We start from the raw sequence: 24,414 nt of genomic DNA on the forward strand, positions 1-24,414 counted from the left end.
CCCGAGAGGGGGTCGGGGTCACGGGCGCCCCGACGTTACGCCCCGTCCGGTGAAGGTGACACCCCCCGGTCAGCCGGGCGGTGACCGGTCCAACGAGTCCCGTACCGCCAGGGCCAGCGAGACCGCCTCGGCCAGCGACACCGGCCGGACCACTCCCGCCGGAAGGGTGTCGTCCCACCAGCCGGGACCTGCGGCGAGCACCAGCAGGGGTCGACGGGGCACCGCAAGCACCGCGGTGAGCTGGGTCGGGTCGGCGGTCGCGCGCAGGTGCGACCAGAGCACCACGGCGGCCGGGGCGGTCCGGGTGACCGCGGCCACCAGCGCCGCCACGGGTACCCGCGCGCCGAGCATGCGGCAGCCGACACCCGCCTCGGCGAGCGCGGCGGCGAGCGCCTCCAGGGGCAGGGTGTGCTGCTCGTCGTCGGTACAGGAGAGCAGGATGCGGGGGAGGCCACCGGTCGGGTTGGCCCGGGCGACCACGGCGAACGCCTCCGTCACGCACCGGGAGAAGAGGTGCTCGACCTCGACCAGCGCGGCGGTCGCGGTGTGCCGCTCACCGATGCCGGTGAGCACCGGGCGCAGCAGCCCTTCCCAGGTGGCGACGACGCCGTCGGTGGCGATCGACTCGTCGATCGTCCGGCTGACGGTGACCGAGTCCAGCCGCATGGCGGCGCGGGCCAGCCCACGGGCGGCCGGACCGGCCCGGCCGACCGGGATGGCCGCTCCGCCGCCGTCCCGGACGGTGGAGGTGCTCCGGCGCGCCGGTGGTGTGCCGGCCGGGGACTGCCGGGCCCAGCGGGCGGCCTCGGCCGGGGTGACCCCCTCGGCGGTGAGCCGGCGCATGATCTCCAGCCGGGCCAGGTCGGCCGGGGTGTAGCGGCGGTGGTGGCCGGGGATGTGCTCGCTGGGTCCGAGTCCGTAGCGCTGGTGCCAGGTCCGCAGCGTGGTCACCGCGACCCCGAGCCGCCGCGCCACGGCTCCCGCGCTCAGCGCTTCATCGGCCACCCGACCGCTCCGACGCGTCGTCCGTCGGCGTGCCGGACGGAGGTCCGGCCCCGTCGGGTCCGGGCCCGCTGGGGCGCAGCAGGCGGTTCACCACCCCGCCGAGCCACGGCGCGTACGCGCGGGGGTCGACGTCGAGTTCCGTCTCCAGATGGACCGGGTCGATCCAGCGCACCTCGGCGACCTCGGTCGGGTCCGGCCGGAGTGGGAGGTCGGCCGGCACGTCGGCGCGCAGCACGTGGTCGTACTCGAACTCGACGCGGCCGGTGGTCGGGTCCTCGGCGTAGTAGACGTACACGCCGACCTCGGTCAGCTCGACCGGGCCGGTGCCGAGCTCCTCGCTGAGCCGCTTGTTGGCGGCCTCGACGAGCGACTCGCCCGGGGCCGGGTGGCCACAGCAGGCGTTCGCCCAGCGCAGCGGGAACCGAGTCTTGGCGGCGGCCCGCCGTTGCAGCAGTACCCGGCCGGACGGGTCGACCAGCAGCACCGAGAAGGCCCGGTGCAACCGCCCCGGCGGCTGGTGCGCCTCCGCCACGGTGGCCGCGCCGTCCGTGGTGCCGTCGTCGTGGACCAGCTCGACCAGGTGTGTCTCACGGGAGGTCACGGGCGGCACCTCCGGTGATACGGCGGGCGGCGAGCTTGCCGGAGATCAGCACCATCGGCACCCCGACGCCCGGCTGGGTGCCTGATCCTACAAAAACCACGTTCGACAGTGTGCGGTGCAGGTTCGAGGGGCGGAACGGCCCGGTCTGGAACAGGCTGTGCGCGGCGGCGAACGGGGTGCCGGCGGCCATGCCCTGGTCGGCCCACTCGGCCGGGGTGACGATCTCGCAGACCTCGACGCCGTCGGCGAAGCCGACGTAGCCCCGTTCCTCCAGGGTCGCCATCAACTCGTCGGCGTAGCGGCGGGCCAGACCGCCCCGCCAGTCGAAGGGTGCCCGGTCGAGGTTCGGCACCGGGGCGAGCACGTAGTAGGTGTGCCGGCCGGCGGGGGCGACCGACGGGTCGGTGCGGCTCGGGTTGGTGACCAGCAGGGACGGGTCGGTCATCAGCTCGCCGCGCCGGATCACCTCGTCGAAGGTGCCCTTCCAGGCCCGGCCGAAGTGGATGTTGTGGTGGGCGATCTTCGAGTACCCCTGGGTCGACCCGACGTGCAGCACCACGCAGGACGGTGAGTAGGTCAGCCGACGCTGGCGGGCCGGGGGGAGCAGGTCGCGGTACGCCACGGGGAGGTCCGGGTTGAGCACCACCACGTCGGCCGGGATCCGCTCGCCGTCGGTGGTGAGCACACCGGTGGCCCGGCCGCCGGAGGTCTCGACCCGCTCGACGGTGGTGCCGTACCGGATCCGGACGCCGTGCTTCTCGGCGGCCCCGGCCAGGCCCCGGGAGACGGCGTGGATGCCGCCGCGCGGGAAGTACACGCCGGCCACCGAGTCGAGGTACGCGATGACCGCGTAGATGGCCAGCGCGTCGTGCGGGGCGAGGCCGGCGTACATCGCCTGGAAGGAGAAGATCCGCTGGGTGCGCGGGTCCCGGAAGAACTGGTTGATCTTGGTCTGAAGTCGGCGGAACGCCCCGCTGGCCAGCAGTTTCAGCAGGTTGCCGGTGAGCAGGTCGGTCGGCGCGTCGAGGTTGCGCTCGATGAAGTCGGCCCGTTCCAACCGCCACAGCTCGCGGGCGTAGTCGACGAAGCGGAGGTATCCGTCGGCCTCCCGGGGGCCGCAGACCCGGGAGATCTCCGCCGCCATCCGGGTGGTGTCGGTGATCACGTCCAGCGTCGAGCCGTCCGGGTAGTACGCCCGGTACGCCGGATCGAGCGGGGTCAGCTCCATCCAGTCGGCCAGCTCCTCGCCGACCGCGCCGAGCGCCTCGGCGATCAGGTCGGGCATGGTGAGCACGGTCGGGCCGGTGTCGAACTCGTACCCGTCGGCACCGAGCCGGCCCGCGCGACCACCGGGCACCGGTTCGCGTTCCAGCACGGTGACCTGCCGGCCGCTGCCGGCCAGGTGCAGGGCACAGGCCAGGCCCCCCAGCCCCGCGCCGACGACCACGACCCGGTCGGTACGTCCGTCAACGGTCCGCATGCGGACCCCCTCCCTCGGGAAAACGACTGCCCATCATGCCCACCGTCGGGCGCTGGCGGTGGCGAGTCCGGTCAGCGCGGACCGCACCGTCTCGTCCAGGTCGGCGACGTCGAGAGCGGCCAGCGCCTCGGACACCCGCTCGGAGATCATCTGCTCGACCCGCCCGACCGCGCCGGTCGCCGCGACCAGCCCGGCCAGCTCGGCGACCCCGTCCTCGTCGAGGTCGGCGCCGGCCCGGTCGAGTCGGGCGCGCTGGACCGGGCCGGCGAGCTGCCGGGCGAGCATGAGCAGCACCGTCGGCTTGCCGCTGCGCAGGTCGTCGCCGGCCGGCTTGCCGGTGAGGGCGGGATCGCCGTAGACGCCGAGCAGGTCGTCACGGAGCTGGAACGCCTCGCCGACCGCCAGCCCGTACCGGGTGTACGCCTCGACCAGCGGCGCGTCCACACCGACGCCGCCGAGGGCCGCCCCGTACAGCAACGGGCGCTGCACGGTGTAGCTGGCGGTCTTGTAGCGGGCGACCCGCAGCGCCCGGTCGAGCGACCAGTTCGCCGGCTCGTTCTCGCCGAGCACGTCGAGATACTGCCCGGCGACCGTCTCCACCCGCATCTGGTCGTAGCAGCGCCGGGTCTGCATCAACCGGGCCGCCGGGAGCGCGGTGCGGGAGAGCAGGCGGTCCGCCCAGACCAGGCAGAGGTCGCCGATCAGGACGGCCACCGCCTCACCGAAGCGGTCGGGGTCGCCCCGGCGTCCGGCCGCCCGGTGCTCGGCGGCCATCGCGCGGTGCGCGGTCGGCAGGCCCCGGCGGGTGTCGGAGGCGTCCATCACGTCGTCGTGGACCAGGGCGAAGGTGTGCAGAAGTTCCAACGCGGAGAGCGCGGGGAGTACCGGTGGCAGTTCGGCCTCGGCGCCGGCCACGCCGCGCCAGCCCCAGTAGGCGAACGTCGGACGGACCCGCTTCCCGCCGGCCAGCACGAGGTCACGGGCGGTCGCGGCGAAGGCGCCCATCGCTGCGTCGATTTCGGCGAGTGAGTCGACTTCGGTGGCCAGGAAGGCGGAGAGGGTCTCCTCCACGGCCATGACCAGGTCCTTGGTGTACGCGGCGAGAACCCCGGTGACCGGGTCGTCGCCTCCCGCCGGCCGGATCGTCGCCGTACGGGGCGCGTTACCGGCAACTGCGTCGTTGGCCATGGTGGCGAGCGTACCCTAGGGTTACGAGTTGCGTCGATTGGTGCGTCGATTTCAAGGAGGGGCCGGTGGACACGAACCTCACCGCTGCCTACGACCGGTGCCGCGAGCTGCACAGACGTCACGGTCGCACCTACTATCTCGCCACCCGCCTGCTCCCCGCTTGGAAACGGCGGCATGTGCACGCCCTGTACGGCTTCACCAGGTACGCCGACGAGATCGTCGACCGCACCGAGGAGCTGTCCCCGGCCGACCGCGCCGCCCGGCTCGACGAGTGGTCCGCCCGCTTCCTCGCCGGCCTGCACGGCGAACCGGTGGACGACCCGCTGCTGCCGGCCGTCCTGCACACCATCGCCGTCTTCGACCTGGACCGGGCCGACTTCGCGTCGTTCCTGCGCAGCATGGCGATGGATCTGACCGTCACCTCGTACCGCACCTACGACGACCTGCTCGACTACATGGAGGGCTCGGCCGCCGTCATCGGCACGATGATGCTGCCGATCCTCGGCAGCGCCGCGCCGGCCGCCGCCCGGGAACCGGCCCGCCAGCTCGGCCTGGCCTTCCAGCTCACCAACTTCATCCGGGACGTCGCCGAGGACCTCGACCGGGGCCGCACCTACCTGCCCGACGAGGACCTGGCCAAGTTCGACGTCACCCGGGAGGACCTGCTCGCCGCCAAGGCCCGGGGCCGGGGCACCCCGAGGATCCGGGACCTGGTCGAGTACGAGATCAGCCGCGCCCAGGCCCACTACGAGGCCGCCGCACCCGGGATCGTCCTGCTCAACCCCGGTTCGCAGGCGTGCATGCGGACCGCGTACGCCCTCTACGGCGGGATTCTCGACGAGGTGGCCGCCCAGGACTACGACGTGTTCACCCGGCGGGCGCGCGTACCGCGTCGGCAGCGGGTGGCGGTGGCGACGCGGGCGCTGCTCGCCCCGGCCGGCACCCCGGTCACCGTCCCCGGGCCCCGCACCGTGCCGCCCCGCCGGTAGGGGTCGTCCGGCTCGGGCGCGGCGGGCTGAGGTGCCTGCAGGGGCACCTTGCAGGCGCATTTTGATGAGCAGGGGTCCCCTGCTACCACCTCGGCCGGGGCGGCAGGTGCGCCCCGGTGAGCCGGAGGGGCCGTCTCACAGGCAGGAGTGCAGGGCGTCGACGAGTGCCTCGACCCGGTCGAAACCGGCCAGCCGCGCGGTGGTGTACGCCAGCGTGTAGCCCCGGACCGGGTCGGCCCAGGCGCAACTGCCGCCGATCCCGCCCATGCCCCAGCTACCGTCCTCCTCGTACTGCATGCCGAGGGTCCACCGGGTTCGGCTCTCCAGGAGCAGGTCCGGGCCGTCGTACTGCACCCGGGTCGCCTCGGCGACCAGGTCGGCGCTGAACAGGCGTACCCCGTCGAGGGTGCCGCCGGCCAGCAGCCCGCCGTAGAGCCGGGCCAGCCCGGTCGCGGTGGCGTGCAGGTTCACCGCCGGGATCTCCGCGCCGCGCCAGAGCGGGCTGTTCAGCACCGCCGCGTCGAGGCAACCGGCGGGGTTGGCGAGCGCCCGCTCCCGCAGCGATCCGGGCACGCCCAGCGTGGTCACCGGCCAGCCCGCTTCGCCGTACGACAGGTCGGCGCAGCGCCGCTGGTCGACGGTGTCCAGTCCGAAGCCGAGATCCAGCCGCCAGGGGCCGGCGATCTCCTCGGCGAGGAACCGGCCGACCGTGCGTCCGTCCACCCGGCGGACGAGTTCGCCGACCAGGTGCCCGTACGTCAGCGCGTGCTCGCCCGCGACGGTGCCCGGCTCCCACTCCGGCTCGGCGGCGGCGAGGTCGCCGACGAGCAGCGCCCAGTCGCCCAGCGCGGCGGCCGGCCGGGGCACCGGGAAGACCGGCAGGCCGGCGGTGTGGGCGAGCACCTGCCGGACGGTGGCCGGGGTGCGGAACCCCGGCCAGTGCCGGGCCACCGGATCGTCCAGGTCGAGCCGGCCCCGGTCCACCAGCAGCAGTAGGCAGAGGGCGACCACCGGCTTGCCGACCGAGTACACGTTGACCAGGGTGTCCGGTCGCCACGCGCCTCCGCCGGCACCGTGCGGTCCGTCAGCGGGCGGTGTGCTGCCGGCGCCGGCCGGTCGGGTCGAGCCGCCGGTCAGGTCGAGCACCGGCTGGCCGTCGTACCGCACGGCCAGTGCCGCGCCGGTCTCCCGGCCCGAGTCGAACAGGTCGTGGAAGCAGTCGTGGACCGCCGCGAAGCGTGCGCGCATCGGGCCACGGTAGGGCGCCGCCCCGGTTCCGCGTCGCACGGTCTGTCGGCCCGGCCGTCAGCGGTTGCCGGTGTCCGGCGCGGACAGGTCGAGGGCGCCGACGGTCTGCCCGCCGCTGAGTTCCCCGGTCGGCTGGAACCCGAGCCGCAGGTAGAACCGCTCCGGCCCGTCGTCGCCCGGTTCCCAGGTCGTGTAGATCCGCTGCTCACCACGCCGTGCCGCCTCCTCGGCGACCGCCCGGACGGCGAAGCAGCCGTATCCGCGCCCCTGCCGGCCGGCGGCGATGTTCAGCCGCCACAGTCCGGAGCGCAGGTCGCCCGGACTGTCCTCGCGCCAGGGGATCCGGAAGAAGCCCATCAGGAAGCCGACCGGTTCGTCGCCGTCGTAGATCAGCCGGGGCCAGGCGACGTCGGGCCACGCGTACGCCTCGGCCAGCGACCGGGCGACCGGCTCGACCAGGTGCTCCTGGTCGGGGCGGACGCGCAGGTCGCAGGCCACCTCGACGTTGCCGGGAGTGATCTTCTCAAGGTGTGGCTCGGGTGCGGGCGGCATGGGGCCGGACCCTACCGGCCCCCGACCACCGGCTCGACCTGATTCGGTGGTCGAAGGCGCTGGCCGCCCTTGTCGGCGTACCCGACTCGTTGGCGCCCGCCGGGAGCCCTGGGACATGCTGTCGGCATGACGGAGCCGCAGCAGGTGGACGTGGTCGTGGTCGGGCTCGGCGTCGGCGGCGAGGAGGTGGCCGGGCGACTCGCCGAGGCGGGCCTCGACGTCGTCGGCGTCGAGCGGGGGCTGGTCGGTGGCGAGTGCCCGTACTGGGGCTGCATCCCGAGCAAGATGATGATCCGGGCGGCGAACGCGCTGGCCGAGGCGCGGCGGGTCGACGGGCTGGCCGGGTCGGCCGAGGTCCGGCCGGACTGGGCTCCGGTGGCCCGCCGGATCCGCGAGGAGGCGACCGCGAACTGGGACGACACCGCCGCCGTGGACCGTTTCACCGGCAAGGGCGGGCGCTTCGTCCGGGGGACCGGCCGGCTGGCCGGCCCGGGTCGGGTCGCCGTCGACGACCAGGTCTTCCAGGCCCGGTACGGGATCGTCGTGGGGGTGGGTACCCGGCCGTCGGTGCCGCCGGTCGAGGGGTTGGCCGGGACGCCGTACTGGACCAACCGGGCGGCGATCGAGGTGGCCGAGCTGCCGGCGTCGCTGCTGGTGCTCGGCGGCGGCGCGATCGGGCTGGAGCTGGCCCAGGTGTTCGCCCGGTTCGGGGTGCGGGTGACGGTGGTCGAGGCGTCCGACCGGGTGCTCGCCGTCGAGGAGCCGGAGGCGTCCGAGGTGGCCGCCGCCGCCCTGCGCGCCGACGGCGTGGAGATCCACACCGGCGTCCGGGCGAAGCGGGTGGACCACGACGAGGTGGCCGGGTTCACCCTGCGGGCCGATGGAGGTGCCGGGTTCACCGCCGAGCGGCTGCTGGTGGTCACCGGTCGCCGGGCCCATCTCGACGAGTTGGGGCTGGACACCGTCGGCCTCGACGCCGGGCAGCGGTACCTGCCGGTCGACGACCGGATGCGGGCCGGCGAGGGGATCTGGGCGGTCGGTGACGTCACCGGCGAGGGGGCGTTCACCCACATCGCGATGTACCAGGCGGAGATCGTCGTGCGTGACCTGCTCGACCACGTCGCTCGGCAGCGGGGCGGGCCGGACGCCAGCGGCACCGCCAGTGCGATCGGCGGAGCGATCGGTGCCGCCGGAGCGGGCGGCGGGTCCACCCCGGGTCCGGCCGACAGCGTGCCCCGGGCCGACTACCGGGCGCTGCCCCGGGTCACCTTCACCGACCCGGAGGTGGGGGCGGTCGGGTTGACCGAACGTCAGGCCCGGGAACGGGGGATCAACGTCCAGGTCGGCTTCGCGCCGCTCTCCTCCTCCACCCGGGGCTGGATCCACCGGGTCGGCGACGAGGGGTTCATCAAGCTCGTCGCGGACGCCGACCGGGGCGTGCTGGTCGGCGCGACGTCGGTCGGCCCGGCCGGTGGCGAGGTGCTGTCCGCGCTGGTGGTGGCGGTGCACGCGGCGGTTCCGGTGGGCCGGCTCCGGCACATGATCTACGCGTACCCGACCTTCCACCGCGCCATCCGGACGGCCCTGGACGACCTGAGCTGACCCTGTCCGGAGGTGAAACGGGACGTCGGCGTGGTGCCGGCTAGCCTTGCGCGGTGCCGAAGAACCCTCTCTCCCTCCGGCGGTTCCCCGGTCCGGTGCGAACGCTCCTGAGCTGCCTCACCGCAGTGGCGTTGGCCCTGACCGGGATCTACCTGGTGGGTCCGTGGTCGAGCGGGTCGCCCGTGTCGACGGGCCGGCCCCGGCCAATCGGGAAACCCGTCGAAGTGCCGGGACGCACCGTCACCGTGCTGGGTGCGGGCGACATCCTCGTCCACCCCGAGTTGTGGGACCAGGCCCGGCGGGACGGCCGTGGGCAGTTGGACTTCGCGCCGATGCTGGCACCGGCCCGCTCCGCGGTGGAGAGCGCGGACCTGGCGCTGTGCCACCTGGAGACCCCGGTCGCGCCGCCCGGAGGCCCGTACATCGGCTTTCCGCGGTTCAGCGTGCCCCGGGAGGTGGTGCAGGGCATCAAGAGCGTGGGGTACGACGGCTGCTCGACCGCCTCGAACCACAGCATCGACCAGGGCTATGACGGGGTGAAGCGCACCCTGGACGCGCTGGACGCCGCCGGTCTCGGGCACACCGGCACGTACCGCACCGCCCGTGACGCCACCCGCCCCCGGATCTATCCGGTCGACGGGGTGCGGATCGCCCACCTGAGTTACACCAAGAGTTTCAACGGGCTGCGTCCGGCGGCCGGGCAGGCCTGGATCGCCAACCTGATCGACACCGACAAGATCAAGAAAGACGCCGCGCGGGCCCGCGCGGCCGGCGCGGAGATTGTCGTGGTCAGCCTGCACTGGGGCACCGAGTACGAACACGAGCCCGACGCCGACCAGCAGACCTGGGCCCGTGAGGTGGCGGAACTGCGCAACGTCGACCTCGTCTTCGGTCATCACGCACACGTCGTCCAGCCGGTCGAGCGGATCGGCGACAAGTGGATCGTCTACGGGATGGGCAACCAGATCGCCCGGCACGCGGAACCGGTCAACGCCAACCGCGACGGAGCCATGGTTCGGGTGACGTTCGGACCGGCCGGGGTGGCGAAACGGTGGAAGGTGAGGGCCGTCGAGGCGCTTCCCACCTTCGTCGATCTGAACCCCGACATCCGCCTGATCGACCTGGAACGGGCGTTGGCCGATCCCGCCCTGCCCCCCGGTCGCCGACGGATCTACGAGGCTGCCGTCGAGCGTATCCAGGGGAATCTGCTGACGAGAGCGGCCGGCGAGGCCGGTCTGGTGGTGCGCGGAACGGGGGGTTGAAGCGCCTCACCCCGCTCGTTCCGAGGCCCCGGCCGGAGCCTGAGCCCGCGCCTCGCCTCTGCGAGAGTTGCTAACATTCGCCGCGTCGTCTGCTGTCCCAGGTCAGTGGCCCACGGCTCAGGTACGGGTGGATGTTCACGGGGGAAGGCGAATGGTCGTGTCAGTAAATCCTGGGCACTTCACGCGCTCGCCCGGCGGCGCCGGACCGGACGACCGGATGCAGCTACTGCTCTGGCGGCGTCGGGCTCTGGAACAGCAGCTCCCGGCGGCGGCCTTCCCGGCCGGCAGCGGTGCGCCGTCGCTGGTCTATCTGTGGGCTTCGATGTTTGTCGTCGTCGCGGTGGTGCTCGGGTTCGCGCTCAGCGCCCAGCGGGGCGTCCTGCCCGCGGTGATCGACTCGCAGGACGACGTGGTCACCAAGCTGGCCTCCACCATCTCGGTGTCCACCCGAGCGTGGTCGGAGGAGCTGGACCGAACGGTGGCCGACCGGGGAACCGGCACCGACGCCCAACTGCTGAGCCGGGTGGTCGGCGACAGTACCTCGGTCAGCGGTGCCGCAGTGGTGGAGACCGCGTCCAGACGGCCGCTTGCCACCAAGGGCACCGCCGTACCCGCCGGTGTGCTCCCCGCCGAGATCCCGCTCGACTCGGCGTTCGGGGTGACCACGCCGGACGGACCCGTGGTGCTGCGCGCGTACCGGCTGGACGAGAGACGGACGCTGGTGGCGGTGCATCCGCTCACCCTGCGAAACCTGCGATTGAACCCCGACGCGGGACACGGGGTCTACGTGCTCACCCCGGACGGCGGGACGAGCTTGATGCAGGGAGCCAACGCGGTGGGGCAGGAGCACCTACCCGTCGTCTTCCAGGGTCTGGCCGGGAGCACCTCGCGGCAGAGCCGGGAGGTGGTCATCGAGGAGTGGCCGGACCGGAGGTTGGTCGTGTCGTCCGCGCCCGTCGGCGACACCGGTCTGGTGGTGGTCTCCCTGCTGGCCGCAGAGGTCACCGGGGGTGCCTCGTTGCCCACCGGACTGCTGCTGGGGCTCACCCTGCTGATGTTCGCCGTGTCGAGCTTCCTGCTCATGCGGGTGTCGCTGGTCCGTCCGATCCGGGTTCTGCTCGCGCAGGCCAAGGCGGACGCCTGCGGCGGCCTGACCCCGCACCGCAGGCCGGCGCGGATCGCCGAGGCCCAACGGATCGCCCGGGCTCTCGCGCTGACCTCGGGGGACCGGCCGCCCGCCGAGCGGCGGTGGCGGCCCACCGTGTTGCAGGGGTTGACCGCCGCGACGGTGGTCGCGCTGCTCTGGCCGGCCGGGGCCGTGGTGCTGGCTCTCCAGACTCCCGCCCCCACCGTTCCGACGCAGCTCGTCCGGGACCAGGAGAACCGGGCCGAGGAGGCGAGTTTCGCGCTGGGCAGCGCTCTCGACGCCGGACTGGGGACGGTGTCCCGGATCTCCCGGTCGGTCGATCCCGCCGACCGGGAGAGGACCGCTCGGGTGCTACGCCGGGAACTCGCCGAGGAGCATCGACTCCGGGCGCTCTACCTGGTGGACCGGGACGGGAAGGTGCTGGCCTCGGCGGGGCGGGAGCCGTTGCGTACCGCCGAGCCGCTTCCCGGTGAGGTCGGGATCCAGCTCGACGACGCCGTCTCCCGCCTGCCCGTCGTGTTCGCCTACAACCTGCGCTCCGACGGCTTCGCCGTGGTGGGCGAGTTCGACCCGGACCGCCTGGTGGGGCTGGTCCGGCGGGTCGACGGCCGGGTCCGGGTGGTGGACGCCGAACTGCGGACCATCCTCGACTCGGAGGGCTTCCGGGCGTACCAGCCGGTCGGGGAGGACCTGGTCGCCGCAGCGGCGGTCGAGGCGCTGCCCGGCACCACCGTCGGCCACTCGACGACCGCCGACGGGGCTCCCGCCCTGGTCGCCGCGTCAGGGCTGACCGCACCGGCCACCGTGGCCCACCTGGAGTGGTCGGTGGTCGTGGAGCAGGACATCGCCGCACTGCGCCTGCCGGAGATGGTGGAACGGCGGTGGACGCTGCTCGTCGCGGGTGCGATGGTGGGGATCATCCTGCTCACCCACATGTGGCAGCTCTACATCTACGTTCGGCCGGTACAGCGGCTGGCCTCCTTCGCCGACCGGATGAGCCGGGGCGAGATCGACGTGCCGGTGCCGCCGCAGCGCCACGACGACATCGGAGCGGTGGCGATGTGCCTGGAGATCTGCCGGCAGGTCCGGCACACCGGTTCCGCCCGGTTCGGCGGCGCCATCCGGTTGCGCGGTTCGGACCTGAACCGTACGGCCGTCCTGCCCCTGGTCCGGCGGCCGGTCGGCGCCCGGAGGGAGAAGGGCTGAGATGTTCTACCTCTACACCGTCTACGCACTCTGCTGCCTGGCGCTGCTCGTGGCCGGTGTCGTCGAGCAGCGCAACCACTACCGCAACCTCGGCCGCATCCCGCACCGGGTACTGGTGAACGGTATCCGGGGCAAGAGTTCGATCACCCGGCTCTGCGCGGGCGCGCTGCGCGGCGGCGGCAAGGTGGTGGTCGCCAAGACGACGGGCACCGCTGCCCGGTTCATCTTCCCGGACGCCAGCGAGGAGCCGGTGCACCGGAAGTTCGGCATCGCCAACGTGGTCGAGCAGATCGGCATCGTTCGCCGGGCCGCCGTCTACCATCCTGACTCGCTGGTCATCGAGTGCATGGCGGTGATGCCCGCGCTTCAGGAGATCAATCAGAGCAAGCTGATCCGGTCGAACATCGGGGTGCTCTGCAACGTCCGGGAGGACCACCTCGCCGAGATGGGACCGACACTGGACGACGTGGCCCGGTCGCTGAGCCGGTCGATGCCGGTGGGCGGGATCTGCATCACCGCCGAGAAGGACCGGCTGGCGATTCTCGAACAGGAGGCCGCCCGGCGTGACTGCCGGTTGATCGCGGTGGACCCGGAGTCGGTCACCGACCGGGAGATGGCCGGCTTCGGTTGGATCACCTTCAAGGAGAACGTGGCGATCGCGCTCGCCGTGGCCGAGCAGCTCGGCGTCGACCGGCGCAGCGCGCTGGCCGGGATGTGGGCGGCTCCACCGGACCCGGGTGTCCTCTCGGTGGCCCGGGTGCTGTACGAGGGCAAGCGGATCCGCTTCGCCAACATCTTCGCCGCCAACGATCCCGAGTCCACCTTCATGAACATCGAGCAGCTCGAGAAGCAGCGGCTGATCGGGCGTCCGCTGATTATGGTGATCAACTGTCGCCCGGACCGGGTGGAGCGCAACGGCCAGATGGGCGCGCTCTCCGGCCGAGTCCAGCCGCAGCGCATCGTGCTGATCGGCGAGATGACCCGCAGCGCCCGGGTGACCGTGCCCGCCGAACTCCAGGAGCGGGTGGTCGACCTCGGAGGGAAGCTGCCCCCGGAACGGTTGCTCGCCGACGTGATGACCGCCACCGCGGCGGACGCGTCGATCGTCGCCGTGGGCAACATCCACGGTCAGGGCGAGGTGCTGCTGCACGAGCTGGCCGCGCTGCCCAGCTGGAGTCCGCAGGGGCAGGCCGGGTCCGAGTCGATGCTGCGGACGCCGACCGTGCCGGGGTTCGACACCGATGCCCAGACCGTGCTGTTGGAAAGGATCCGTCGGTGACCTTCGGAGGAGAGCTCAGCGCGCAACTCGCCACCGCCTGCCTCGGCATCGGGCTGGTCTTCGCGCTGCTCTGCTATCTGACCACCAACCTCTCACCGGGCGGCATGATCACGCCGGGCTGGATCGCGTTGGCATTGATCGAGGACCCGCTCCAGGCGGGCGTGATCGTGGTGATGACCGTGGTCACGTACGGGCTCACGCTGCTGATGCAGCGGATGGTGATCCTCTACGGCAAGCGGCTCTTCGCCGCGATCGTGCTGCTGAGCGTATTCCTCCAGCTGACGCTCTTCGTGATCGTGCAGAAGGACCTGCCGCTCCTCTTCGCACACCAGACCCTGGGCTTCGTCGCGCCGGGGCTGATCGCCTACCAGCTCGTCCGACAGCCACCCAAGGCGACCGTCGTGGCCACCGCGATCGTCACCGCGATCACCTACGGCGTCGCGTTCAGCGGTGTCGTCGCCGGCCTCGTCCCGGTCACCTGACCGGCCAACGGAGGAACAGTCGATGAACTACCGGACCTACTCCCAGACCCAGGCCGCACTGGTCACCCTCGCCGCGTTCGCGCTGCTGACCGGTGCCGGCTTCGTCACCTACCTCGTCGCCCGGCCCTCCACCGACCGGATCGTGCTGTCGCTCGGAGCCGCCGCCGTGCCGCAGAGCGTGGTCCGGACCGACACCGGGTACAGCTACCGCCGCTTGAGCGCTCCCGACCGGACCCAGATCGTCGACGCCTCCGGGAAGGTCCTCGCCACGATGACCGACGGGGCCCGGACGGTGCACCTGCACGGACCGGAGCGCATCTTCGCGGAACCCCGGTTCACCAAGGCCAAGGTGCACACCGACCTGTGGGTACGGCTCGCACCGAAGGAGTGGTACGCCGGCGCGGAGCAGGACGCCTGGTTCACCACCTGGTTCAGCAAGGCCCGCACGGACCGCTCTCCGGACGTGCTCGGGGTGGCCATGGAGTACACCTACGTCTCGTCGCCGAAGAAGGACGCGCAGGGCCGGCAGTACTCGGGCGACGCCGCCTTCGGGCCCCTCTCCGACAGTGATCCGGACGGTCGGGCGGAGAACTCCGACTTCTACGATTATCTCGGTGTCTCATGGACCTTCCCTGACAAGAAGGAGAAGCCGGCCGCTGCGCACATCCGTAGCCTCGACTGCTCGGGATTTCTGCGGATGGTGTACGGCTACCGGCTCGGGTACCCGCTGCGCGGGACGAACGAGGCGGGCCCGGGGTTGCCCCGGCGGGCGTACGCCATGGCCTCGGTCGGCCCCGGGGCCCAACTGATGCCGAACACCGGCAAGCGGGCCCGGGACCTGGACCGGTTGCTCCCCGGGGACCTTTTGTTCTTCAACGCGGGGCCGGTGCAGGGGGCGAACATCGAGCACTCCGGCATGTACCTCGGTGTGGACGACCGGGGGCACCACCGGTTCATCTCGAGCCGTACCACCGCGAACGGGCCGACCATGGGTGACCTCGGCGGCGAGTCGACGCTCGACGGCACCGGTTACTGGGCGACCCGGTTCCGCACCGCCCGGCGGATCTGACCGGCGCGGGCCTACCGGGAAGAAGGGGCGGGGCTCAGCCCCGCAGCCGCTCCGCGAGTACCTGCGCGACCAGGTCCCGCCCGACCGCGTCCCGTCGCACCGACCAGCTCAGTTCCAGGTGGACGAAGGCGCTGTCCAGCCCGGCGCTCGCCCTGCCCTGCGCGTTCCGCGTGCCCTCCAGTTGCCCGCACTTCCGCGACCAGGCCCGGCAGGTGTTCAGCCCGCTGCGGCTCAGTCCCTCGGCGATCCGTCCGGCCACCTGACTCCGCGGTGCCGACCCGGTCGACACGACGGCGTCGGCACCTTCCAGGTTCCGGTCGGCGAAACCGTGCAGCTGGACCTGGTCCAGTCCGCGCCGGGCGAACTCGACCGCCAGGGTGTGGAAGAGCGAGTCGCCGTTGTGCGCCACGTCGGCGGCACCACCGGCCGCCTCCCGGTGCGCGCCGGCCACCAGCAGCACGCTGCCCGGCAGCCGGCGGTGCAGGGCGAGCCCGACCTTCTCCGTGTCCAGGTCGAAGCTGGGGTGCGGAACCTGGACCACCTGTCGCGCCCCCGCCGACCGGTCGAGCACGAGCGCCCCCCAGGTCCGCTCGTCGGAGCCGTCGGCCAGGAAGATGGTGAACGGGCGTCCGGTGGCCGGATCGGTGCCATGCCACGCCCCGAAGCCGAGACCAGCGAAGAGTTCCTCCTGGCGGGCACGGTCGTCGGGGTGGTCGATCAGCAGCCGGGCCGCCCGACGGGCCCGGGACCGCTCGTCCGCGTCCGGATCCCGGTACGGGCCCGTCCGGGACAGGCCGGCGGTCAACTCGTCGACGACCTGCGCCGGGTCGAGGTCCGCGCGGGCTGGCTGCGTCTTCGGCTCGTCCCGACCCCACCCGGTGGCGGTGGCGGCGGCGGTGGCGGCGGTCACTGCCGCGGCGGCGGCGAGGATGACCGTTCGTCTGGTCGAACCGACGACGGAGGCGGATCTTGGCACGATGTGCAGGCTAACCGAACCGGGCCTGGTCGACGGGGCGGGCGTGACGGCCGGCACCGGCGGTGAAGGCAGCGACACCGGCTGCCGCCTCGGTCAGCGAGTCGAGGCCGTAGGCCAGCTCGACGGCCATCGCCTCCGCCTCCGGGCGGCCGGCTCCGGCCCGTACGGCGGCCCGGTCGTTGCGCAGGCAGCGCTGGGGGGCGCGGGCGATCTCGGCGGCCAGCCGCTCGGCCTCAGCGCGGGCCGTGCCGGGCGCGACCAGCCGGTTCACCAGGCCCATCGCGTACGCCTCGTCGGCCGGGACCGGTCGGCCGGTGAGGATCAGGTCCATCGCCCGGCTCTCGCCGATCAGCCGGGGCAGGCGCACCGTCCCGCCGTCGACCAGCGGCACGCCCCACCGCCGACAGAAGACCCCGAACACCGCGTCGGACTCGGCGACCCGCAGGTCGCACCAGAGCGCCAGCTCCAGCCCGCCGGCCACGGCGTACCCGGAGACCGCGGCGATCACCGGCTTGGTCAGCGACATCCGGGTCGGACCCATCGGGCCGTCCCCCTCGGGCTCCACCCGGTTGCCGCTCGGCGTACCGATGGCCTTGAGGTCGGCACCGGCGCAGAAGCTGCCGCCGGCTCCCCAGAGCACGGCCACGGCGGCGGCCGGGTCGGCGTCGAAGGCGCGGAACGCGTCGGCGAGCGCCCGTGCGGTCGGGCCGTCGACGGCGTTGCGGGCCACCGGCCGATCCAGGATCACCGTGGTCACCGGTCCGTCACGCTCGACCCGCACGCCCATCGGACCAGGATGCCCGGTCCGTGCCGCGCCGCGCCAGGCACCCGTCGTCGCCGTCGCGACCCGGACGCGGTCGGGCGCGGGGGTGTGGCGTCCGGCGGCGTGCCTGGTCAGGTCCGGTCGCGGCGGACCAGGGTGGCACCGAGCGCGGCACCGACCACGCAGGTCACTCCGAGGAACTGCGGCCAGGTCAGCAGCTCACCGAGCAGGACCAGGCCGACCAGCGCACCGATCGCCGGTTCGAGGCTCAACAGCACCGCGAAGACCCGGGCCGGCATCCGGCGGAGCGCGGACATCTCCGCCGAGTACGGCAGCACCGACGACAGCAGCGCCACGCCGACGCCGAGCAGCAGGATCCACGGGTCGAGCAGCGTGGTGCCGCTGCCCGCGACACCGAACGGCAGCACGGCGAGCGCGCCGACGGCCATGCCCAGGGCCAGCCCCCGGGTGCCGGGCACCCGCTTGCTGACCGCGCCGCCGAACACCACGTAACCGGCCCAGCCGACCGCGGTGCCGACGCAGAAGAGCAGCCCGAGCCCGTCGACCGCCGTCCCGCCCAGGCCACTGATCAGCAGGACGCCGCCACCGGCCAGGACCGCCCAGAGCACGTCGAGCAGCCGGCGGCTGCCGGCCAGCCCCACCAGCAGCGGCCCGGCGAAGCCGATGGTCACCGCCACACCCAGCGGCACCCGGTGCAGGGCGGCGTAGAAGCTGAGGTTCATCAGCGCGAGCATCAGGCCGAAGCCCACCACCAGACCGCCGGTACGCCAGCCCAGGCGCAGCCCGGGACGGGCGAGCGCGACCAGGATCAGCGCGGCGAAGCCGAGCCGTAGCGTGGTCGTGCCACCGGGGCTGGTGCTGCCGAACAGTTGCTTGGCCACCGCCGCGCCGAGCTGGGTGGAGAGCATCCCGAGCAGCATCAGCAGCGACGGCGGAACGGCGTCGGGGTGACCGACCGCGTTGACGATCCGGGCGACGGTGGTGGTGGGAACCGGCTGTGGACGGAGGGCGTGCGCGTACATGCGCACCACCATGCCGTCCCGTCCGCCGGAGGGCGACCGGAATCCCGTCCTTCCGGCTACGATGCTCGACGGCACGACACAGTGAGGTGCCCCGCGCGAGCGGGGAGAATCGGGAAGCCGGTGCGAATCCGGCACGGGCCCGCCGCGGTGACCGGGGAGCCACCGTCCACGCGCACAGCGCAGCCACTGGTCCGGGAGGGCTGGGAAGGCGGACGGCACGGCGTCGATCCGGGAGTCCGAAGACCGGCCTCGCGTCACGCGCCCACCCCTGCCCGGGTGGGCCGAGCGCAGCGGGAGCCTGCCATGGACCTGTACGACGTCATCCACCGCCGTCGGGACGTACGCGCCCAGTTCACCGGGGAGCCGGTGCCCGACGACACCCTGCACCGGGTGCTGGCCGCGGCGCACGCCGCACCGAGCGTCGGCTACTCCCAGCCCTGGGACTTCGTCGTGGTGCGGGACGCCGACACCCGACACCGCTTCCACGAGCACGTCCGGACCGAGCGGGACGTCTTCGCCGCCACTCTGGAGGGGGAGGCGGCCGAACGGTTCGCCCGTATCAAGATCGACGGAGTGCGGGAGTCGACCCTGTCGATCGTGGTCACCCACGACCAGTCGCGGGGCGGGCCGGCGGTGCTCGGCCGGCACGCCATCGCCGACACCGGCCTCTATTCGACCTGCCTGGCCATCCAGAACCTCTGGCTCGCCGCCACGGCCGAAGGGCTCGGCGTCGGCTGGGTCTCCTTCTACCGGGAACCCTGGCTGGCCGACCTGCTCGGCATTCCCGCCGGCATCCGCCCGGTCGCGTGGCTCTGCCTCGGGCCGGTCACCCACTTCGAGGCCGTACCCGACCTGGCCCGGCACGGCTGGCGGCAGGCCCGTCCGCTCACCGCCGCCATCCATCACGACCGGTGGACGCCGGACGCCTGACCGGAGGCGCGACGGACCGCCCGAGCAGGCTGGTCGCCGCCGGTCCAGGCCCCGCCGGTCGGGGGCGGGGAGTTCGTCCCCGTCGCCCGGTTTGCGAGCTCCCGGACCGGGAAGTCGGTACGGGTGCGAGCACTACTGACGAAGATCGAGCAGGCGACCGGCCTGGACCGGGTCGGCGACCGCCTCCAGCGGGCGGTGCAGGCCACCCTCCGGCCGCAGCGCGTCCGTGACCTGCTGCACGGCGTGTGGCTGGGGCATCCGCTGCACCCGGCGATGGTGCAGGTGCCGGTCGGCGCATGGATCAGCGCCGCCGTCCTCGACGCGATGCCCGGCCAGCGGCGCGCGGCGACCACGCTGGTGGCGGTCGGTACGGCCAGCGCCGTGCCGGCCGCCGTCGCCGGGCTCAACGACTGGGCGGCCCTGAACCGGGAGCAGCGGCGGGTGGGGCTGGTGCACGCCGCCTCGAACACCATCGGGCTGGCCTGCTACGCCGGCTCGCTGGCCGCCCGCCTCAACGGTCGACACAACCTCGGGCGGACGCTGGCGTACCTCGGGCTCTCCGCGGCGAGCGCCGGGGCGTACCTCGGCGGGCACCTGGCGTACAAGCAGGGGGCACAGGTCAACCAGAGCGTCTCCGAGGCGAACCTGATCAGTGACGGCTGGCACCCGCTCGCCGACGTGTCCACCCTGCCCGACCGGGAACTGGTCACCCGCGAGATCGACGACGTGTCGGTGATCCTCTACCGGCACGGCGACGACGTCACCGTCATGCTGGAGCGCTGCCCGCACCAGAGCGGGCCGCTCGGCCAGGGCGAGGTGACGGAGATCGACGGTCACCCGTGCGTCGTCTGTCCGTGGCACGGCAGCACCTTCCAGCTCAACAGCGGAGGCAAGGTCGTGCACGGACCGGCCGCCAACGACCAGCAGGTGCTCGCCACCCGGGTCGTCGACGGCGTTCTCCAGACCCGCCTGCCCTGAGCCGCCCGGGGTCCCGGTGAGGGCTCGACGAATGCGCCCGTCGACCGTCAGCCCCGGCGGTGCCGACCGCTGCCGAGGACGCGGCTGGCCGTCGACGACGCCGGCCGGCGGCGCAGGCCGAACACCGCCCCGATCTGCGCGCCGACGATGCTCGCCACGGCCAGCACGGCGGAGACCGCCAGCGGTCGGTTGACCCGGTCCTCCTGACCCGGCCGGGCCGCCCCGACGGTCATCGGCGGTGCCTCCTCCTGGGGCCAGTCGGTGGTCGGCGGCGGCGTGACCTGCTGCGGAGTCTGGTCGGGCACCTGCTGCGGGGTCTCGTCGGGCACCTGGTCGGGGGCGGGCGCCGCCGGCGGCGGGGCCGGACGCGGGGACGGCTTGTTGACCAGCCGGCCGGTGGCGTGCGGCCGGACACCGTCGTCGGTGGCCTGGTCGGGCAGCCTGAGCAGCTGCCCCGGGTGGATCCGGTCCGGGTCGCCGAGCTTGTTCAGCTTGACCAGCACCCGATAGCTCTGGAAGTCCTCCAGGTAGCGCTCGGCGACCTCGCCCAGATAGTCGCCCTTGGCCACCCGGTACACCTGGGTCTGGTCGGACGGCGGTTGTTCCATCGTGCCGGTCACCGGAGTGGCCACGCCCCGGGCCACCGGGGCGACGGTGGTCGGCATCGACGCCGTGGCCGGTCCGGCCGCCGTCACCGGGGCCGACAGCGCGTACGTGGTGCCGTACGTGGCGGTCGCCGCGGTCGCCGCCGGGCTGGCCGCGATGATCAGGGCGACCGAGCCGACCAGCGCCGCAGCCGCGCGCTGCTGGCTGCGCATGCCGGGCAGCTTCGGCGCGGGTCGGCGCAGCACGTGCGCGACCAGCTCCACCAGGACGGAGAAGGCGAAGGTCGCCCACCCGAACCAGCCGAGCACCGCCAGCGCCCGGAGGAAGAGCTGCCCGTTGTCCCGGCTGGTCAACGCCGTGCCGATGGCCTCCAGTGTGGGCACCTCCGAGGGCAGCGGGTTGCCGGCGAGGGCGACGAGGGCGACGGGACCCCCGACGAGTACCGCGCCGAGCACGACGAGTGCGCCGAAGCCGGTCAGGACCTGGCCGGTCCGCCGGGCGGAACGGGATACGGCCATGGGCTGCCTTCCTCTCTACGGTCCGGTGATGGCGCGTGCGGTGGCCTCGCCGGAGACGGTCACGGAGTCGGTGAGGTCGAACAAGCCGAGCAGGTACCTGTCGTAGGTGATGGTGAGCCGGACGGTGATGCGCTTCTCGCCGTCGACGACCGGGAAGCTGACCGTGTGGTCGGTGACGCCGGCGGCGGTGAGGTAGCTCCGGACCGCGGCGGTGGCGGCGGCCTCGTCGATCTCCTTCTTGCCGCCGTTGATCGCCTGCGCCCGGTCGATGGCCTGCCCACCGGTCCGGGCCGCCTCGGCGGCGAGGTTGTCGGCCCGGTGCATGGTGCGTAGCTGCCCGGCGCCGTCGAAGGCGAGCCCGATGACCATGAGGACGCCGGTCATGCTCACCGCCAGGAACAGGCTCACCCGGCCCTCGTCCCTGCGCAGGCCCCGGCCACGGCCGGACCACGACCACCGTCGACCGCTCGCCCCGGGTGCCGGGAGCCGTGGCGCGCTCGCCCCGGGTGCCGAGAGCCGCTGCCCGTTCACGCCCGGCTCCGGTAGCTGTCCAGGGGTGAGGTGAAACGCGCCGACACCAGCCGACCGGCCGGCATTCCGGGCAGGCTCGACAGGTGGATGTCGGCGAACGAGACCGTGCAGCTGACCTGCACCGAGACGGCGGCCGGTTGCCCCGGCGCGGCCGCGTACGCCGCCGCGAAGGAGGTGGGGGCGCCGTCCACCGATCCGGTGAAGGTGAACGACGGTGGGCCGACGCAGCTGAGCCCCTGCCAGTCGAGCTGTTTCCGGGCCGCCGCGACGGCCGCGTCCTGCCCCGTGCCGGCGTCCCGGGAGATCGACGCGGCGCGGGCCGCGTCGTGCGCGGCGGCCTGGATGGCCTCCGCTCCCACGGCGGTACGCCCGGCGACCCCGGCCAGCACCATCAGCGCCACGAAGGCCGGGGCGAGGACGGCCACCTCCACCGAGACCGATCCGCGCTCGGCGTCCCGTCCGCTGCGAAGGCGGCCGAGGAGGCGGCGACCGACCGACGGCCGGCTCACCGGGCCGGCTCCGTCCACCGTTCCACCGTGCCGTGGGCGGTCTGCGACACCGTCAGGTGCACTCCGGGCACCACGGAGATCGACGTCCCGGTCACCGTGCAGGTGACCTCGGTGGCGGTGGTGGCGCAGGTCAGCTTCGGGTCGGCCAGCCAGTCCCCGGCGGCGGCGAGGAAGGCGGTGGCCCGCTCCACGCCCGCCCCGGCGGGTGCCTGGTGGACGCGTTGCGCGTTCACCCCGCTCTGCGCGGCGTGCATCGCCGTGCTCCGGGCCAGGAACCAGGCGGCGACCTGGATCGAGCCGAAGAGGAGCAGCAGCACCGCCGGCATGACCACGGCCAGCTCGACCGGGCTGGCCCCCCGGTCGCCTCCGTCGGACATGACCCGACGCCGGGCGGCAGCGGCTACCCGGCGAGCGGTCACGTGGAGTCGTCGACGCACGTCCGTCAGGGCTGCGAAGGGCCCGGGATGGCGTTCATCCAGGCGCTGGCCTTGCTGGCGACGAGCGCGGTGACGGCCGCCGCAGCGGCCACCAGGCCGAAGATGATCACCGCCGTCGGAACCGGGCTGTCCCCGCGCTCGCCGTCGCGGCGCAGCTCGGCCAGGCGTGTGCTGACGGCGACGTGCAGGTAGGTGAAGAAGGCCATGACGTTCTCCTTGTCGTCGGGGTGGATCAGAGCCGGGCGATGAACGGGTAGGCGACGAAGCCGAGCAGCACGAACACCAGCAGCGAGCCGGGGATGTCGAGCCGACTGGTGATGCCCTCGGCGTGGGCCAGGTTGTCGGTGCGGATCTGGTCGCGCAGGGCGTCGGCGCGGCTGCGCAGGGTCTCGTGCACCTGCGCGCCCTCACTGCCCGAGGAGCGCATGATCGCGCCGACGTCCCCCAGCTCCGGGATGCCGATCCTGTCGGCGAGATCGCGCAGTTCGTCCCAGGGGGAGTGCATCTGCATCTGGGCGATCCGCAGCGCCTCGCGGATCCGGTCGAAGACCCACCCGTCGCAGACCTCCGCCGCCCGTTCCAGGGACTGCACCGGCCCGTGCGCGGCGGAGAGTTGCAGGGCGACCAGGTCCAGGTAGGTGCAGACCGCCTGGCGGAACTCCGCCCGCGCCTTCTCCGCCTTCTCCAGCACCGCCCGGTGGGCGAGCAGCGCGGCGAGGAACGCCATCCCCAGGCTGCCCAGCACCGGTACGACGAACGGCAGCCGCAGCCCGAACCCCGACAGCCCGATGGTCAGCATGGTCGGCGTGGCGAGCCCGATCAGCGCGGAGAGGAGCACCGAGAGGGCGTACTGCTCGGGGGTCTGGCCGATCAGCGCGAGCTGCCGGTGCGGGGGGCGCAGCCAGCGGGCCGTCCCGGTCAGCCACTCCAGGTTCCGGTCGGCAGACGCGGTCATCGTCCGGGCGGCGGTCGGCGGCTGGTGCAGCCGGCGCAACGCCGGCCCCAGCGCCGGGGTGGCCGGCAGCATCTCCCGGACCACCAGGAACACCCCGAGCCCGACCGCCGCGCCGCCCACGACGGCGAGGGTGAGATGCCAGTTGAGGATCATGCGAGCGCGTCCTCCGGGTCGGGGGCGGGCAGGAAGCGCGCCGGACGCGGAGGCTGGCTCATCGAGCGCACCCAGGCCAGCAGGGCGACGAAGAGGCCACCGAGCACCGCCATCACCACCTGCCCGGTCGGGGTGCCGTACGGGCGGATGTAGTCGGTGTTCAGCAGCCCGTACGCGAGGGTGGCGAGGGTCATCCCGGTGAGGAAGCGGACCGCGAACCGGGGCTGGGTGCGTTTCGCCTCGATCTCCCGGCGGGTCGCCACCTCGGCAGCCGCCGCCCCGGCGATGGCCCCGAGCACGTCGCCGAGGCGCTCGCCCCGGTCGGTGAGGTGCAGGATCAGCGCCGCCACCACCTGGTCGGCGACCGGGTCGCCGATGTCGTCGGCGAAGGCGAGCAGGGCGGGACGGGCCAGCCAGCCGGCCTGGAGCCGGGCCGCGAGCAGGCGTACCTCCTCCTCGATCTCCGGCGGCGCGGTGGCGATGGTGCCGACGATGGCCTGCTGGAGCCCCTGGCCGGTGGCGGAGATGTCCTTGAGCCGGCGGGTCCACTCGCCCACCGCCTCGATGCGGGCGATGGCCCGCTGTTCGGCCCCGCCGACCGAGAAGAGCCACGGCGTACCGGGCACCGCGACGGCGACCAGCAGCCCGACCACCGGCAGTCCGGTGAGCAGGAACGCCAGCGCACCGGCCACCGCCGCCCCCACCAGCAGGGCCTGGTGGCGCTGCTGTTCCCGGCGGCTGGTGCCGGATCCGAGCCAGAGCCGGCGCAGCCCCGTCCCGCCGCCCGGTCCGGGGCCCGGCGGGCGGGTGGTGCCGACCAGGGCGACCACCGCCAGCACCAGCCCGGCCACACAGGCCGCCCCGGAGACCATGGCGATCAGCTCGACGTCGGCGATCACGGGTTC

Annotated in this window: 25 protein-coding genes and 1 riboswitch; of the genes, 9 read left to right on the forward strand and 16 right to left on the reverse strand. The window is 73.4% G+C overall.

Going from position 1 to position 24,414, the window contains the following annotated elements; translation table 11 throughout:
• Nucleotides 1-69 precede the first annotated feature (69 nt).
• The 4 genes from IGA62_RS14180 to IGA62_RS14195 are packed head-to-tail and all read right to left on the reverse strand — an operon-like array spanning nt 70 to nt 4,274.
• Entirely contained in the window at nt 70-1,005 is a 936-nt protein-coding gene (locus IGA62_RS14180) for a MerR family transcriptional regulator (protein WP_145820944.1), read from the reverse strand.
• Nucleotides 995-1,606, reverse strand: a complete 612-nt coding sequence (idi, locus tag IGA62_RS14185; RefSeq protein ID WP_145820942.1) for an isopentenyl-diphosphate Delta-isomerase — start codon at nt 1,604-1,606, stop codon at nt 995-997. The genes IGA62_RS14180 and idi overlap by 11 nt, the downstream gene beginning before the upstream one ends.
• Nucleotides 1,593-3,086, reverse strand: coding sequence for a phytoene desaturase family protein (gene crtI / locus IGA62_RS14190; protein ID WP_145820940.1), 1,494 nt, complete (start codon nt 3,084-3,086; stop codon nt 1,593-1,595). Before crtI ends, idi begins: the two co-directional genes overlap by 14 nt.
• 33 nt (nt 3,087-3,119) lie before the next feature.
• Nucleotides 3,120-4,274 (reverse strand): polyprenyl synthetase family protein, encoded by a 1,155-nt coding sequence (locus IGA62_RS14195; protein WP_145820938.1) that lies wholly within the window; start codon nt 4,272-4,274, stop codon nt 3,120-3,122.
• A 65-nt stretch (nt 4,275-4,339) separates the two neighbouring features.
• Between IGA62_RS14195 and IGA62_RS14200 the strand changes: the two genes are divergently transcribed.
• Nucleotides 4,340-5,263: a phytoene/squalene synthase family protein gene (locus IGA62_RS14200; protein WP_145820935.1), complete on the forward strand. Its 924-nt coding sequence runs from the start codon at nt 4,340-4,342 to the stop codon at nt 5,261-5,263.
• A gap of 135 nt (nt 5,264-5,398) precedes the next feature.
• Here IGA62_RS14200 and IGA62_RS14205 read toward each other — a convergent pair whose 3' ends face one another.
• Both IGA62_RS14205 and IGA62_RS14210 read right to left on the reverse strand, forming a co-directional pair.
• Nucleotides 5,399-6,511 carry a serine hydrolase domain-containing protein gene (locus tag IGA62_RS14205; protein WP_145820933.1) on the reverse strand — a complete coding sequence of 371 codons (1,113 nt, stop codon included), beginning with the start codon at nt 6,509-6,511 and terminating at the stop codon, nt 5,399-5,401.
• A 57-nt stretch (nt 6,512-6,568) separates the two neighbouring features.
• Nucleotides 6,569-7,063, reverse strand: coding sequence for a GNAT family N-acetyltransferase (locus IGA62_RS14210; RefSeq protein ID WP_145820931.1), 495 nt, complete (start codon nt 7,061-7,063; stop codon nt 6,569-6,571).
• A gap of 126 nt (nt 7,064-7,189) precedes the next feature.
• Here IGA62_RS14210 and IGA62_RS14215 point away from each other — a divergent pair, with 126 nt between their 5' ends.
• The 6 genes from IGA62_RS14215 (at nt 7,190) to IGA62_RS14240 (ending at nt 15,110) form a co-directional block, all read left to right on the forward strand.
• Complete coding sequence (locus tag IGA62_RS14215; protein ID WP_145820929.1) at nt 7,190-8,665, forward strand: dihydrolipoyl dehydrogenase family protein; 1,476 nt, start codon at nt 7,190-7,192, stop codon at nt 8,663-8,665.
• A gap of 224 nt (nt 8,666-8,889) precedes the next feature.
• Complete coding sequence (locus IGA62_RS14220) at nt 8,890-9,927, forward strand: CapA family protein (RefSeq protein WP_232625009.1); 1,038 nt, start codon at nt 8,890-8,892, stop codon at nt 9,925-9,927.
• Between the two features lie 217 nt (nt 9,928-10,144).
• The gene (locus IGA62_RS14225) at nt 10,145-12,280 is read left to right on the forward strand and encodes a HAMP domain-containing protein (protein WP_232625010.1); all 2,136 of its coding nucleotides are present in this window, start codon (nt 10,145-10,147) and stop codon (nt 12,278-12,280) included.
• Nucleotide 12,281: 1 nt separating this feature from the next.
• On the forward strand, nt 12,282-13,559 hold the full coding sequence (pgsB, locus tag IGA62_RS14230; protein WP_145820925.1) for a poly-gamma-glutamate synthase PgsB: 1,278 nt from the start codon (nt 12,282-12,284) through the stop codon (nt 13,557-13,559).
• Nucleotides 13,556-14,041 carry a poly-gamma-glutamate biosynthesis protein PgsC/CapC gene (locus IGA62_RS14235; protein ID WP_145820923.1) on the forward strand — a complete coding sequence of 162 codons (486 nt, stop codon included), beginning with the start codon at nt 13,556-13,558 and terminating at the stop codon, nt 14,039-14,041. The genes pgsB and IGA62_RS14235 overlap by 4 nt, the downstream gene beginning before the upstream one ends.
• 22 nt (nt 14,042-14,063) lie before the next feature.
• Nucleotides 14,064-15,110 carry a C40 family peptidase gene (locus tag IGA62_RS14240; protein WP_145820921.1) on the forward strand — a complete coding sequence of 349 codons (1,047 nt, stop codon included), beginning with the start codon at nt 14,064-14,066 and terminating at the stop codon, nt 15,108-15,110.
• Nucleotides 15,111-15,144: 34 nt separating this feature from the next.
• On the opposite strand, the gene IGA62_RS14245 is transcribed toward IGA62_RS14240, so the two are convergent.
• The 3 genes from IGA62_RS14245 to IGA62_RS14255 all read right to left on the reverse strand — a co-directional run bounded on the left by IGA62_RS14245 (nt 15,145) and on the right by IGA62_RS14255 (nt 17,892).
• On the reverse strand, nt 15,145-16,086 hold the full coding sequence (locus IGA62_RS14245) for a hypothetical protein (RefSeq protein WP_232625011.1): 942 nt from the start codon (nt 16,084-16,086) through the stop codon (nt 15,145-15,147).
• 10 nt (nt 16,087-16,096) lie between these two features.
• On the reverse strand, nt 16,097-16,873 hold the full coding sequence (locus IGA62_RS14250) for a crotonase/enoyl-CoA hydratase family protein (protein WP_145820919.1): 777 nt from the start codon (nt 16,871-16,873) through the stop codon (nt 16,097-16,099).
• Nucleotides 16,874-16,980: 107 nt separating this feature from the next.
• Nucleotides 16,981-17,892, reverse strand: a complete 912-nt coding sequence (locus tag IGA62_RS14255; RefSeq protein ID WP_145820917.1) for an EamA family transporter — start codon at nt 17,890-17,892, stop codon at nt 16,981-16,983.
• An 82-nt stretch (nt 17,893-17,974) separates the two neighbouring features.
• Nucleotides 17,975-18,144, forward strand: a riboswitch (cobalamin riboswitch).
• 51 nt (nt 18,145-18,195) lie between these two features.
• Between IGA62_RS14255 and bluB the strand changes: the two genes are divergently transcribed.
• Together bluB and IGA62_RS14265 are read left to right on the forward strand one after the other, a co-directional pair.
• A complete protein-coding gene (gene bluB, locus IGA62_RS14260; protein WP_145820915.1) occupies nt 18,196-18,822 on the forward strand; it encodes a 5,6-dimethylbenzimidazole synthase in 627 nt (208 codons plus the stop codon).
• Between the two features lie 123 nt (nt 18,823-18,945).
• Entirely contained in the window at nt 18,946-19,800 is an 855-nt protein-coding gene (locus IGA62_RS14265; RefSeq protein ID WP_145820912.1) for a Rieske 2Fe-2S domain-containing protein, read from the forward strand.
• A gap of 47 nt (nt 19,801-19,847) precedes the next feature.
• On the opposite strand, the gene IGA62_RS14270 is transcribed toward IGA62_RS14265, so the two are convergent.
• From IGA62_RS14270 to IGA62_RS14300, 7 genes are all read right to left on the reverse strand, one after another.
• The gene (locus IGA62_RS14270) at nt 19,848-20,924 is read right to left on the reverse strand and encodes a LysM peptidoglycan-binding domain-containing protein (RefSeq protein WP_145820910.1); all 1,077 of its coding nucleotides are present in this window, start codon (nt 20,922-20,924) and stop codon (nt 19,848-19,850) included.
• A gap of 15 nt (nt 20,925-20,939) precedes the next feature.
• Nucleotides 20,940-21,308 carry a translin family protein gene (locus IGA62_RS14275; RefSeq protein WP_145822234.1) on the reverse strand — a complete coding sequence of 123 codons (369 nt, stop codon included), beginning with the start codon at nt 21,306-21,308 and terminating at the stop codon, nt 20,940-20,942.
• A 143-nt stretch (nt 21,309-21,451) separates the two neighbouring features.
• Nucleotides 21,452-21,964 (reverse strand): TadE/TadG family type IV pilus assembly protein, encoded by a 513-nt coding sequence (locus tag IGA62_RS14280; RefSeq protein WP_145820907.1) that lies wholly within the window; start codon nt 21,962-21,964, stop codon nt 21,452-21,454.
• Entirely contained in the window at nt 21,961-22,383 is a 423-nt protein-coding gene (locus IGA62_RS14285; protein ID WP_377465474.1) for a TadE family protein, read from the reverse strand. Before IGA62_RS14285 ends, IGA62_RS14280 begins: the two co-directional genes overlap by 4 nt.
• A 23-nt stretch (nt 22,384-22,406) precedes the next feature.
• Nucleotides 22,407-22,607 (reverse strand): hypothetical protein, encoded by a 201-nt coding sequence (locus tag IGA62_RS14290; RefSeq protein WP_145820902.1) that lies wholly within the window; start codon nt 22,605-22,607, stop codon nt 22,407-22,409.
• A 26-nt stretch (nt 22,608-22,633) separates the two neighbouring features.
• Nucleotides 22,634-23,506: a type II secretion system F family protein gene (locus IGA62_RS14295; protein WP_145822233.1), complete on the reverse strand. Its 873-nt coding sequence runs from the start codon at nt 23,504-23,506 to the stop codon at nt 22,634-22,636.
• Entirely contained in the window at nt 23,506-24,381 is an 876-nt protein-coding gene (locus tag IGA62_RS14300; RefSeq protein ID WP_145822232.1) for a type II secretion system F family protein, read from the reverse strand. The genes IGA62_RS14295 and IGA62_RS14300 overlap by 1 nt, the downstream gene beginning before the upstream one ends.
• Nucleotides 24,382-24,414: the final 33 nt, after the last annotated feature.

It is taken from the genome of Micromonospora sagamiensis, from assembly GCF_014680085.1.
Taxonomy (GTDB): domain Bacteria; phylum Actinomycetota; class Actinomycetes; order Mycobacteriales; family Micromonosporaceae; genus Micromonospora; species Micromonospora inyonensis.